Source organism: Bartonella phoceensis (assembly GCF_902825145.1).
GTDB lineage: Bacteria > Pseudomonadota > Alphaproteobacteria > Rhizobiales > Rhizobiaceae > Bartonella > Bartonella phoceensis.
The window spans coordinates 66,095-78,808 of sequence record NZ_CADEAD010000004.1; the positions used below are offsets into that span (position 1 = coordinate 66,095).

General features: G+C 39.6%; 11 protein-coding genes and 1 other RNA gene. 4 read left to right on the forward strand and 8 right to left on the reverse strand.

The genetic code is table 11. The features are described 5' to 3' along the window. Together recN and ligA are read left to right on the forward strand one after the other, a co-directional pair. Positions 1 to 1,662 (forward strand): DNA repair protein RecN, encoded by a 1,662-nt coding sequence (gene recN / locus J7R07_RS05730; protein ID WP_208435932.1) that lies wholly within the window; start codon positions 1 to 3, stop codon positions 1,660 to 1,662. A 132-nt stretch (positions 1,663 to 1,794) separates the two neighbouring features. Continuing rightward, a complete protein-coding gene (ligA, locus tag J7R07_RS05735) occupies positions 1,795 to 3,948 on the forward strand; it encodes an NAD-dependent DNA ligase LigA (protein WP_208435933.1) in 2,154 nt (717 codons plus the stop codon). 193 nt (positions 3,949 to 4,141) lie between these two features. On the opposite strand, the gene J7R07_RS05740 is transcribed toward ligA, so the two are convergent. Genes J7R07_RS05740 through J7R07_RS05750 form a run of 3 tightly spaced genes read right to left on the reverse strand, consistent with a single transcriptional unit; the run spans position 4,142 to position 7,460 of the window. Continuing rightward, the gene (locus tag J7R07_RS05740; protein WP_208435934.1) at positions 4,142 to 5,965 is read right to left on the reverse strand and encodes an aminopeptidase P family protein; all 1,824 of its coding nucleotides are present in this window, start codon (positions 5,963 to 5,965) and stop codon (positions 4,142 to 4,144) included. 17 nt (positions 5,966 to 5,982) lie between these two features. Beyond that, positions 5,983 to 6,852, reverse strand: a complete 870-nt coding sequence (locus J7R07_RS05745) for a 50S ribosomal protein L11 methyltransferase (RefSeq protein ID WP_208435935.1) — start codon at positions 6,850 to 6,852, stop codon at positions 5,983 to 5,985. A 26-nt stretch (positions 6,853 to 6,878) separates the two neighbouring features. Beyond that, positions 6,879 to 7,460 carry an SCO family protein gene (locus J7R07_RS05750; RefSeq protein WP_208435936.1) on the reverse strand — a complete coding sequence of 194 codons (582 nt, stop codon included), beginning with the start codon at positions 7,458 to 7,460 and terminating at the stop codon, positions 6,879 to 6,881. 142 nt (positions 7,461 to 7,602) lie between these two features. On the opposite strand from J7R07_RS05750, the gene J7R07_RS05755 reads away from it, so the two are divergent. Further along, positions 7,603 to 8,268 carry a DapH/DapD/GlmU-related protein gene (locus J7R07_RS05755; protein ID WP_208435937.1) on the forward strand — a complete coding sequence of 222 codons (666 nt, stop codon included), beginning with the start codon at positions 7,603 to 7,605 and terminating at the stop codon, positions 8,266 to 8,268. 35 nt (positions 8,269 to 8,303) lie between these two features. Here J7R07_RS05755 and J7R07_RS05760 read toward each other — a convergent pair whose 3' ends face one another. The 5 genes from J7R07_RS05760 to ssrA all read right to left on the reverse strand — a co-directional run bounded on the left by J7R07_RS05760 (position 8,304) and on the right by ssrA (position 12,267). Beyond that, positions 8,304 to 10,634: an ATP-dependent helicase gene (locus J7R07_RS05760; protein ID WP_208435938.1), complete on the reverse strand. Its 2,331-nt coding sequence runs from the start codon at positions 10,632 to 10,634 to the stop codon at positions 8,304 to 8,306. 103 nt (positions 10,635 to 10,737) lie between these two features. Continuing rightward, complete coding sequence (locus tag J7R07_RS05765; RefSeq protein WP_208435981.1) at positions 10,738 to 10,989, reverse strand: ribbon-helix-helix domain-containing protein; 252 nt, start codon at positions 10,987 to 10,989, stop codon at positions 10,738 to 10,740. Between the two features lie 11 nt (positions 10,990 to 11,000). After that, entirely contained in the window at positions 11,001 to 11,183 is a 183-nt protein-coding gene (locus J7R07_RS05770) for a DUF4169 family protein (protein ID WP_208435939.1), read from the reverse strand. A gap of 8 nt (positions 11,184 to 11,191) precedes the next feature. After that, positions 11,192 to 11,740: an SspB family protein gene (locus tag J7R07_RS05775; RefSeq protein ID WP_208435940.1), complete on the reverse strand. Its 549-nt coding sequence runs from the start codon at positions 11,738 to 11,740 to the stop codon at positions 11,192 to 11,194. A gap of 171 nt (positions 11,741 to 11,911) precedes the next feature. Then, positions 11,912 to 12,267: a transfer-messenger RNA gene (ssrA, locus tag J7R07_RS05780) on the reverse strand. A 94-nt stretch (positions 12,268 to 12,361) separates the two neighbouring features. Between ssrA and J7R07_RS05785 the strand changes: the two genes are divergently transcribed. Next, on the forward strand, positions 12,362 to 12,667 hold the full coding sequence (locus tag J7R07_RS05785) for a DUF2853 family protein (protein ID WP_208435941.1): 306 nt from the start codon (positions 12,362 to 12,364) through the stop codon (positions 12,665 to 12,667). Positions 12,668 to 12,714 lie beyond the last annotated feature (47 nt).

The following is a 12,714-nucleotide window of genomic DNA, read 5'->3' on the forward strand; positions in this document are numbered from 1 at the left end:
ATGCTGGTACAGCTTTCGATTCATGATATTGTTTTGATCGAAACGCTCGAAATTCATTTTACAGCGGGATTGTCGATTTTAACTGGTGAAACGGGTGCTGGGAAATCTATTTTGCTTGATGCTTTGTCGCTGGCTCTTGGTGGGCGGGGTGATGCTTCGCTTGTGCGTCATGGCGCTACCCACGGGCAGGTGGCGGCTGTTTTTGATGTCCCTGTGTCACATCCTGTGCGTCAGCTTATTCGTGAGAATGGTTTTGATGATGAGGGCGATATCATTTTACGGCGTGTGCAATCTATCGATGGTCGTAGTCGTGTTTTTATCAATGATCAGGTGGCGAGTGTTGCATTGATGCGTAATATTGGCCGTCAGTTGGTTGAAATCCATGGACAGCATGATGATCGCGCGCTTATTGATGTTGCTACACATCGCCAGTTATTAGATGCATTTGGTGGGCTTGAAGATGAGGTGGAAGATTTACGTCAATGTTATCGGATATGGCATGAATGTGAAGAACGTTTGCAAAAACAGCGTAGTAAAGTAGAGGATGCTGTGCGCGAGGCTGATTATCTTCGGGCATGTGTGGAAGAACTTGAAAAGCTTGATTTTCAAATTGGTGAAGAGGAAGCTCTCTCTCTTCGTCGTGCTGATATGCTTAAATTAGAAAAAATAGCAACAGATATTAAGGAAGCTGATGACCTTTTAAATAGTCAAAAATCACCAATACCCGTTCTTTCCAATTTTGTGAGGCGTTTGGAGCGAAAAATTCCTGAAGCGCAAGAGCTTATTGCACCTGTTGTGAAATCTCTTGATGATGCATTGCATGCACTTGCAACAGCACAAGAAGAGATCGAGACGGCCATACGAGCATTGGATTTTGAACCTTATGAATTAGAACAAATAGAAGAACGCCTTTTTGCTCTTCGTGGTTTTGCTCGTAAATACCATGTTTCTGCTGATGAATTGGTTCAGTTGCGTGATAAAATGTATGCTGAGCTTGCTGATTTTGAGGAGGCCCAGATCACGTTAATGCGTTTTGAAGATGAGGCAAAGCAAGCACAGGAAAATTATGATACATTGGCGCAAGCGTTGTCAATAAAGCGTCGGGAAGCAGCAAAAAACTTGTCTGAAAGTGTTATGACTGAGTTGCCAGCATTAAAATTGGAAAAGGCAGAATTTATCGTTGAAATGCAAACCGATGTTGAAAGACGCAATGCAGAGGGATGTGATCGCATTGAATATTGGGTTCGGACAAATCCTGGAACACGTGCTGGCCCCATGTTGAGTGTTGCTTCTGGTGGTGAATTGTCTCGTTTTTTATTGGCATTGAAGGTTGTTTTGTCTGATCGTGGATCAGCTCCCACACTCATTTTTGATGAAATTGACACGGGGGTTGGTGGAGCTGTTGCTGCTGCCATTGGGCAACGGTTACAGCGTTTATCGGAAAGCGTTCAAGTTTTTGCTATTACACATGCGCCCCAAGTCGCATCAAAAGCACATAGTCATTTTCTTATTTCAAAAGTTGAAAGCGGTGATAAAGGTTGCTTTGTGACAGCTATTCATAAAATGGAAGAGCATGAGCGTGCAGAAGAAATTGCTCGCATGTTGGCAGGAGAACAGATTACTGAAGAAGCGCGTGCAGCTGCTCAAAAGCTTCTCGCATAAAGGTTCAGTGATTTAGCGATAAAAATATCGCTTATCAATTATCTTACTGGCAAGTATGTGTTTATTTGGATTCTGTTTGTGACAAAGAGTTGAGATCCTTATGGCTATAGCCTATAATTTGGAATAGAGTTTATGAACAAGGACAGAATTAAAAACCTCACTGCTGTTGAAGCAAAAAGTGAATTAGAGTGGTTGGCAAAAGAGATTGCACGTCATGATGTTCTTTATAATCGTGATGACCAACCTGAAATTTCTGATGCAGAATATGATGCTCTTCGTCAGCGTAATGCAGAAATTGAAGCTCTCTTTCCTGAACTTATTCGTGTAGATTCTCCTTCGCATAAAATTGGGGCACCGATTTCTGAAAAATTTGAAAAATCTGTTCATACACAGCCGATGCTTTCACTTGATAATGCCTTTAGCGCTGAAGATGTGCGTGAATTTGTTGAGCGTATTCGTCGCTTTTTAAGGCTTCCAGCAGCACAGGTCGTGGAAATAACAGCTGAACCGAAGATTGATGGTTTATCTTTGTCTTTGCGTTATGAAAAGGGGCGGCTTGTATGTGCTGCAACACGTGGCGATGGAACTATCGGTGAAAATGTCACTGCAAATGCACGAACAATCTCTGATATTCCGCAAGTTTTGCAAGGAAAATTTCCTGATATTCTTGAGGTTCGTGGTGAAGTTTATATGGGACGCGAGGACTTTCAAGCGCTTAACAGGAGGCAACAAGAAAAAGGCAAGTTAACTTTTGCAAATCCTCGAAATGCAGCAGCTGGTTCGCTCCGTCAGCTTGATTCACGGATAACCGCCAACAGAAAGCTTCAATTTTTTGCTTATGCTTGTGGTGAAGTGAGTGAAATATTTGCAGAAAGCCAAATGGAGATAATGAAAAAGCTAAAAGAATATGGCTTTATTATCAATCCGTTCACGAAAGTTTTTAAGACAGTAGGAGAAATGATTTCCTATTATCACGATATCGAAGAATGCCGCCATTCTTTAAGTTATGATATTGATGGGATTGTTTATAAAGTTAATGATTTGATGTTTCAAATGCGTTTAGGGTTTGTGTCTCGTTCGCCACGCTGGGCTATCGCGCATAAATTTCCAGCAGAAAAAGTGATAGCGCTTTTGGAAGGCATTGATATCCAAGTGGGGCGCACTGGAGCACTAACCCCTGTTGCGCGCCTCGCACCTATCACTGTTGGTGGTGTGGTGGTTACCAATGCGAGTTTACATAATGAGGATTATATTAAGGGAATTGGTCATAAAGGAGAGCCTATTCGTGAAGGGCGTGATATTCGTGTAGGCGATACAGTGATTGTACAACGTGCTGGTGATGTGATTCCTCAAATTGTTGATATTATTGCTGAAAAACGTCCAAAGGACTCCTCTGCTTTTGTTTTCCCTCATCTCTGTCCAGCTTGTGGGAGTCATGCTGTTCGTGAAGTGGGAGAAGCTGTGCGTCGATGTACAGGTGGGCTTATTTGTCCTGCACAAGCAATTGAGCGTATTCGTCATTTTGTAGCACGCAATGCCTTTGATATTGAGGGACTTGGAAAAAAACAGGTGGAGTTTTTCTTTCATGTTCAAGATAAGGCCCTTTGTATTCATACACCAGCTGATATCTTTACTTTACAACGTCGCCAGGAAAATTCTCTGGTACGTTTGGAAAATATGGAAGGTTTTGGTGCTGTTTCAGTTCGTAAACTTTATAATGCCATTAACGCACGTCGAAAAATTCCTTTAAGCCGTTTTTTATTTGCATTAGGAATTCGCCATGTTGGAGAGGTTAACGCACGACGTCTAGCGCGTGCTTATCAAAATTATACGGCTTTTGAAACTGCAGTGATGGCAGCGGCTCTGTCGTGTGATAAGGAGAATGAAGAAGGCAATGAGGCTTGGATGGAACTTACAAATATCGAAGGAATTGGACCACAGGTAGGAAGTGCAATTATTGACTTTTATCAAGAAACGCATAACCGTGAGGTTTTGTCTGTCTTGCTTGAAGAGGTAACACCTCTTGATGAGGAGTCTATTCTAACAGATTCTTCACCCATCGCAGGAAAAATCATTGTTTTTACAGGAACTTTGGTACGTATGTCACGCGATGAAGCAAAAGCATTGGCGGAACGATTAGGAGCAAAGACCTCTAGTTCTCTTTCTAAAAAAACGGATCTTCTTGTTGCAGGATCTGGGGCAGGGTCAAAATTAGCTAAAGCACAAGAGTTAGGTATTGAGGTTATCGATGAAGAGACCTGGTTTCAGTTGATTGAGAGACATTGAAGGCTTTTTTCTTCAAAAGAGATGAATATATTTTATATAGGGCGAATTGATTTATAGAAATATTTTCTTTTTTAGACAGATTTGATTTTTTAATATTTTAGAAAAAACTTGTTCTATAAGGAGTGTTTTTTATTCTTTAGTGGCAAATATGCTTTTTAAAGAGGGGAGAGAAGAAAAAATTGTAGGGGGTGGCTTAAAGGGGCAGTGTTGCTTCTTTTGCCCATTTTTTCTCTTCTTCATTTAAGTAAGGTGCATTAGTCTGATAAACATGTGCATGGTAGTCGTTAAGCCATTGCCGTTCTTGTTGTGTCAAAAGCTCTGGGAGGATGAGCTTTCGGTCAATAGGACAATTTGTGAGTGTTTCAAAGGAAAGCATTTCTTGATCACCACCATTAATTTTTTGTGCTGGCTTTACAATGAGTAAGTTTTCAATACGAATACCAAAAGCACCTTCACGATAATATCCAGGTTCATTAGAAATAATCATTCCGGGAATCAATTCCTGAGACCCATTTCGTGAAAAATTTTGTGGCCCTTCATGAACAGAGAGATAAGATCCAACACCATGACCCGTGCCATGGGCATAATCAAAACCCGCTTTCCATAAGGTGATGCGTGCTAGAGCATCAATGTCTTGTCCGCGTGTTCCTTTTGGAAAACAAGCGGTTGAAAGAGCGATCATACCTTTGAGAACAAGAGTGAAACAGCGTTTTTCTTCTTCTCCAATATTTCCAATTGCTACTGTGCGTGTGACATCTGTTGTGCCATCACGATATTGTCCACCTGAATCAACAAGATAAAGTTCACCAGCATTGAGCTGCTTATTTGTTTGTGTCGTTACACGATAATGAACAATGGCACCATTTTCTCCTGCTGCTGAGATTGTATCAAAAGAGAGATCTTCGAGTTTTTCTCCCATTTCTTTTGCTGTCATTATGCGAAATTCTTCTAATTTTTGAGCAGTAGAAATTTCACTCATTGTACCTGGTATTTGTCTATCTAACCAAGAAAAAAAACGGGTAAGGGCGACGCCATCGCGAAGATGTGCTCTGCGTGCACCGTCTTGTTCTGTCCTATTTTTAATGGCACGTGGTAGAGCAGCGGGATCAGTCATCTTAATGAAAGAGCTTCCTTGTTCTTCAATAATGGAGCGTAATTTTTCGCATGTTAAACGCGGATCTAGGGCAAAAATTGTTCCTTTTTGAACATAATCTTTGATCTTTGGAATGAGCTGTGTTGGTTCGTATAATTTTGCATAACGTTCCAGATACTGTTTTTGTTCTACACCAATTTTTTTGCTGTTAATAAATAAGGCGGGTGCTTCTTTGATGGAAATAAGAGCAAAACAAAGGACAAAAGGTGTGTTGGAGACATCATTGCCCCGTATATTGAATGTCCATGCAATGGAGGAGGGGTCTGTAAAAATAAAGGCATCTGCATTGGCTCGTTCAATATTTTGGCAAATCAAAGTTAGCTTTTCATCGGTATTGCATCCTGCATATTTGAGAGAATGAACCGATACGGCAGATTGTGGTAAGGGTGGTTGATCATGCCAGATAAGATCAATAGGATTTTGTTGAACTGCTACAAGCTTTCCGCCTGCTTTTTCTAATATTTTTTTCAATGTATCTATAGTGAAGATGGTATGGAGCCATGGATCAAAGCCAATAGAGAGCTTTTGCCCATTTTTTTCGAGCCATTGTGAGGGCGAGCAAGTTACCAGATTTTCATACTCAAAAATATAAGGGTCAGTTTGTTGGCGAACTTGGAGCTTATAGCGCCCATCTGTGAATATAATGGCTTTGTTTTTTAAAATAAGTGCGATACCCGATGAGCCAGTAAAACCAGTGAGCCAGCTAAGGCGTTGAGCATGGGGAGGAACATATTCTCCTTGATGTTCATCGCACCGTGGAACAAGAAAGCCATCGAGTCCAAGATGATCGAGTTCTTTACGAAGAGAGGCAATACGTTCGAGAGCATGAGTAGGATTTGTTATTGCCTCAAAAGATTGATACATAACAACGTCCTTTTTATTTATTTGAGATGTATAGTAACCCATCCTTGACGGTGGTATGTTTCAATATGCTTGAGGCCTTGTTTTACATAAGCTTCCACTACATGAGTGTGTTGTTCTTCAAGAATTCCAGAGAGTATGAGTGATCCACCTTTTTGAAGTATCTGCACCATTTCTTCTGTAAATTCAATAAGCGGGTTAGCAAGGATATTGGCAACGATGAGATCAAAAGGTGCTCGTGATGCAATTGCATCATGGGCAAAACCTGTTGCTGTAACAGCTGTAATATATTCTTTGACACCATTTAATTCGATATTGTGTTGCGCAACTTGAATAGCAATTGGATCAATATCAGATGCGAGTACAGCAATCGGTTTGAGCATTGCTATGCCTATAGCTAATACACCGCTCCCGGTACCAAGATCAAGGGCATTTTGTGGATTTTCATTTTGCATCACTTTGGCAATCATTTCCAAACAACCGGCTGTTGTTCCATGGTGTCCAGTACCAAAAGCTTGGCTAGCTTCAATTTCAATGGGCAAAACACCAGGAGGAATGTCGTTACGGTTGTGGCTCCCGTGTAGTAAAAAAGGACCAGCACGTACAGATATTAGCCCTTCAAGACTTTGTTTAACCCAATCAATATTGGGTAAAATTTCACGGTTAATTTTACCAGGGTTTATAGAAAGGATTTGAGCAAAGCGTTTTGTGACACGCTCTTGGTTTTCTTGGTCTACATAGAGTGAAAGTTCATAGATGGTATTTTTTTCATCTATCTCTGTGAGAGCAAGAGGATACCCTTCTTCATCAAAGGCCGTTTCTAGAAGAGTATAAAATTGCTCTGCTTCATTTTTAGAAGTTGCACAATACAGACGAACTTGCTGCGACATTTTATTCTTTCTTTTAATGAGCTTTTTTAGTCTGAGATGAGTCTTTTTAGTTGTTCAATGGCTATAGTGTCTTTTATTTCAGGATCGTTCTCTTTTGTGTCATAAGGAATAACACCAAACAACTTTCCACCTTTTTTTAGTAAAAAAACTGCTGCTGTATGGTTGTAAGTGTAGTTCCCGTTTGTTCCAGGTACTTTTTCAGCAACGATATTAAAAGAATTCACCATTTTGTGAACTTTTTCAGGATCTCCACTGATACCAACGATTTTATTGGTAAAATTACTAAGATAATCATGAAGTACTTCCGGCGTATCACGTTCAGGGTCAACAGTAACAAACCATACCCCTAATTTATCAGCCTGTGGTCCAAGAGCTGTCAACCATCGATCAAGATTGATAAGTGTGTTAGGGCAACTTTCAGGGCACATGGTGAAGCCAAAGAAAACGATTGAAGGCTTACTTCTAACATCAGTTTCGGTAATCGTTTTTCCATTAGAATCGATCAGTGTAAAGTTATCACCTAAAGGCTTATTTCTTAAGGTATCATAAATAAAAATACCTGCGAGAAATATAACTGTTAATCCCAAGATGCGTATTATATTTTTCATAGTTTGACTCTCTTAGATGCATAAAAGGATTGTAACATTAGCCAGTTTGCTTTGCAATCTTTGTTTTATGGTTGATCTTGTTTATATGATGGGTCTGTCTTTTGTGTTAACTATAGAAAAACAATTAATTGGTGAAAGTTGAATGGATACTGAGAAAGATCTTCGATTCCACGAAAGTGAGTCTCGCATTCATACGACAGCACGATTGCATGGTTGTAAATTGGGGCGCTATTTGGAAATCAATGAGCGTGTAGTTTTGCGTGATGTAACAGTTGGAGATTTTTCTTATTTTGAGCGTAACAGGGAAGCTATTTATAGTGATATTGGGCGTTTTTGTTCTATTGCATCTCATGTATGCATGAATGCAATAGAGCATCCTGTCGAACGGCTTTTAACGCATAAAATAACATACCATCCTAATGAATATTTCCGATATAGGGCGTTAGATCGTTCTTTTCGTGAAAGGCGTTGTGCAAAATGTGTTATCATTGAGCATGATGTATGGATTGGACATGGTGCGGTTATTATGTCTGGGGTAACAATTGGAAAGAACGCTATCATTGGTGCTCATGCTGTTATAACAAAAGGTGTTCTTCCTTATACGATTGTTGTTGATGTTTCTGCAAAGCCATTGCGGATGCGTTTTTCCGATCATGTGATTCAAACACTTTTAAAGATGGCTTGGTGGGATTGGCCGCTTGATAAAATTTACAGTGCATTGCCTGATATGCAAAATCTTCCAATCGAGGTTTTTATTCGCAAGTGGAAGTCATATAAAAATAAAACAAAAAAACGGCTTTTCGTTTAGAAGGATAATTTTGCTATGCTTATACTTTATTAAGATTAAGTTTTGCTTACAAAATTGTCGAGTACACGCTGTTCTCCAGCTTTTTCAAACATAATCGTTAATTTATGATCGTCTATTGCTGTGATATGACCATAACCGAACTTTATGTGAAAAATCCGATCATTGATTGCAAAATCTGATGGTGCTTCAGAGATTGATTTGGCGATGACTTTTCCTTCAATGTTCTTTTGCGCTCGCTTCTGTCCTGATGTAGCATAAGCATTATAAAATGAACCATGATGCTTAAAGGAAGATTTTCCATAACCACCATAAAATGTTTCCATTTTTATAATTTCAATGTGCTCTTCTGGTAATTCATTGAGAAAACGAGAGGGGAGTGTAGATTGCCAAAGACCGTGGATTCTCCGATTAGATACAAACCATATATGCAAATGTTTTTTTGCTCTCGTCAGTCCTACATAAGCCAACCGCCGTTCTTCTTCTAATCCTAAACGGCCACCTTCATCCAGTGAGCGTTGGTGAGGAAAGAGACCTTCTTCCCAACCAGGAAGAAAAACTGTTTCAAATTCAAGTCCTTTGGCTGAATGAAGAGTCATGATGTTGACAGCATCAGTGTTTTCATTGTTTTCAGCATCCATCACTAGTGCAACATGTTCTAAAAAGCTATGAAGACTTTCAAATTGTTCCATAGAGCGGATCATTTCTTTGAGATTTTCTAACCGTGTTGGTGCCTCTGGTGAGCGGTCTTCTAACCACATAGCTGTGTAGCCTGAATCATCAAGAATTGTTTCAGCAAGCTCTCTATGAGAAGTGCATTGCAGCATATTCTGCCAACGACGGAAATATTCAACAATGTTGCGCAAAGCACTGCGTGCTTTAGGTTTTAGTTCGTCCGTTTCAATTATTGCAGCTGCGGCAGAAAAGAGAGGAATAGCGCGTGCACGTGCACTCTCATAGAGGGTTCGTAGGGTTGCATCTCCTAGGCCACGCTTGGGTGTGTTGATAACACGTTCAAAAGCTAAGTCATCTGCTGGCTGGGCAACAACGCGTAAATAAGCTATCGCGTCACGTATTTCCATCCGTTCATAAAAGCGTGGACCACCAATGATGCGGTAGTTAAGGCCAAGTGTTACAAAGCGATCTTCAAATTCACGCATCTGAAATGATGCGCGCACTAATATAGCTATATGATTTAGTGAACGACCAGCTTGTTGTGCACGTTCAATTTCTTCTCCAATTGCACGTGCTTCTTCTCCTGAATCCCATGCGGCATGAATTTTTACTTTTTCTTCTTCGGTATTTATTTGATCTGAAAAAAGTGTTTTTCCAAGTCTTCCTTGGTTATGAGAAATGAGATGAGAAGCGGTTTTGAGAATGTGTGATGTTGAGCGATAGTTACGTTCTAAACGAATAATTTTTGCGGGAGGAAAATCTTTTTCAAAACGCAAGATATTATCGACTTTAGCACCACGCCACCTGTAAATAGATTGATCATCATCACCAACACAACAAAGATTGACGTGTTGTCCTTTGGATTGTTGTGCCAAAAGCCGAAGCCAAAGATACTGGGCTGTATTCGTATCTTGATATTCATCTACAAGAATATAGCGAAATTTGGTATGATATTCGCGAAGAATATCTGGATTATGTTGGAAGATAGAGATAGAATGAAGCAGAAGATCTCCAAAATCACAAGAATTAAGGCTTTTTAGTCTTTCCTGATAGCTGCGATAGAGCTTGCGTCCCATACCGTTAGCAAAGGAATGGGCATCGCTTTCTGAAATATGTTCTGGTGAAAGTCCTTGATTTTTCCAAGAATCAATCATCATGGCAAAGCCACGTGCTGGCCAACGCTTATCATCCAGTCCTTCAGCTTGAATAAGCTGTTTTAACAGACGAATAACATCATCACTATCCAGAATTGTAAAGTTGTTTTTTAAATCAACAAGTTCTGCGTGACGACGCAAAATTTTTGCTCCGGTAGCATGAAAAGTTCCAAGCCAAGGCATCCCTTCAACAGTTTCACCAATAAGTTCACCAATACGCATTTTCATTTCACGGGCTGCTTTATTGGTGAAAGTGACAGCAAGTATCTGTTTAGGAGAAGCAAGCCCGGAGTGCAGAATGTGAGAAATACGGGTTGTTAAAACGCGTGTTTTTCCAGTACCAGCACCTGCAAGAACTAAAAGAGGCCCCTCAGTATTCATAACAGCTTGTTGCTGTTCTGAATTGAGCTGTTCTAAATAGTTCGTGTTATATGATTTTTTTCCTTTTATAACAGGCGAAGAAGTCCCAGAGTTTTTCTCATCATAGGTTGGGGAGGCATCTTCTTCAAAGAAAGGTATGTGATCAGAAAAATTATTCATTATACCTTTTTTGTAATCTTTTTTTTATTAAAGTTCTAGGTTAAAAAAACAACAACAACTTCGATTGAACAAGAGACAGATATCACCAAAAATGAAACAAATATTAAAAACGTTGGGTGAGAACGCTCTCAAGTGCATAAACACGTAATGAAGACGAAAGATTCACATGTTGTGGCCGCTTTCTGTCAATATCAGTGATAATAAAGGCTAAAGATTGTCCTTTCTTTCGTGCTACTGCTTTGAGAATGTCTAGAAATGGTTGTTCTAAAGATATGCTTGTTGCATGTCCATCAATCCGAATGGATATTTTTCGTGGTATTATCTTTGACCAATCGATAAAATTATCTTCACGCATCATTCCTACTCTCATTCATCGCGGCATAAACGATTTTGATCAAGAAATTTTTGCACTTTTAAAGATTCCTTATGCTCAAAAATCTTTTCAACTTTTGTTCGTCCAAAACGAGAGCGATTCTCCTCTGCGTGAACAGCCTGTTCTGCCCACTTTTTTCGTTTTCGAAATTGACGAAGGTTAATAAGTTTAGTCATGAGAAAATTTATTTTTTGCGAAAAGAATCTAAAGAAACAACATCAGCACTTGGTTTGGCATCATTGTTTGAAGGTTCTTTATTTGCGCTGAGATTTTGTTCTTTTGGTAATGTAGTTTCTTTTTTTTGTTTATCTGATGATGGAATGGCAGGTGTCGAGGAGATATTTTCTGAATTTTCACTCTCGTCGGAGGTGAGATTCGAGGGTAGATCAAATGCTGCTTCAAATGATGCAACAGGGTCATAAAATACTTGGATGGAAGTAAAAGGAATCACGAGTTTTTCACTAATTTCTCTAAAGGAGAGTGTTACCTCAAAAGCATTTTCTAAAACACTTAAGTCCCTAAACTGATGTTGTAAAACGATTGTCATTTGTTCTGGGTAACGACTTTTAAGACGAGGAGAGATTTTTACACCTGGGGCATTTGTTAGAAAGGTAATAAAAAAATGATGATTTCCTGGAAGACCTGCTTTGGCAACTTCCGATAAAACTTTACGGATAACTCCACGAAGCGCATCCTGAACGAGAATATCGTAACGGATTTGATCTTGAACCATCGAAGTTTATTCCTTTTATTTTACGTTGCAAATGAGCATGCGTAGTATTGTGCAATAGAATGTATTTTTAAGCTAGCAATATTTGCTTACTATGCACCTAAATTAACTAAAAAAGTAGGGAGAATTTTATGACAAATACTTTCTAAAAAATCAATTGATAACATTTATAAAGATGAAGGCTTCTGTTGCCAGGTGCCTTCGAACCCCGCTTAAACCTGCGACGGTTTAAGACTCAATTTGAAACATTCACACCACTTAAGCGGCGCGACGTATTTCCGCATAGTTGTCATTTGCAACTACTCATTTAGCCCGATAACGGTGGTACAATACCGAGTAAAAGAGCGATCTTTACACCCTTGTCGATCCTATTTCGCCCCCACCAAAATATAATTTTGGTTGTTTATACTTTGGTGGAGGCGCCGGGTACCGCCCCCGGGTCCAATAGGTTTATTTCACCGTCCATTTATTACCATAGCTGGAAAGCCAGCTTTCTAAATATAGATGAAGAACAGTCTTAGGAAAAGGGGGGTTGTTAATATTTTTAATCCTCTAGTTATTTACGGAGCTATATGTGCGGCTGTAAAGTATAGCCGCTCATTTTTGGAGAGGAGATGGAGCAAAATGAAAAATGATCTAGAAGATATTAAATTATATGACCCAAATCCCGATGAGGCTGCAATAGAACGGCTCAGCCATCGTTTAGCTTTGGTGATGCAAAAGCAGGATGCGTCGCTTGTTGCTACATCAGATTCAAAAGAGGTAGAACGTGTTGAAAAATGGGTTCAAGATGTTTTGGATGTTGATGAGCAGAGTGCTAAAATGGCTGTTGAAAAGGTTGCAGAGATGATGTCTGGAAATCGCAGAAAAAGTCGAATGACTTTTTATTATTTGGTAGCCAAACAATTAAACAGGCTTCATAAAATTTAAGAATATTAAAATTGAATTTTTATGCAATTATGATAAAAAGCCCAATC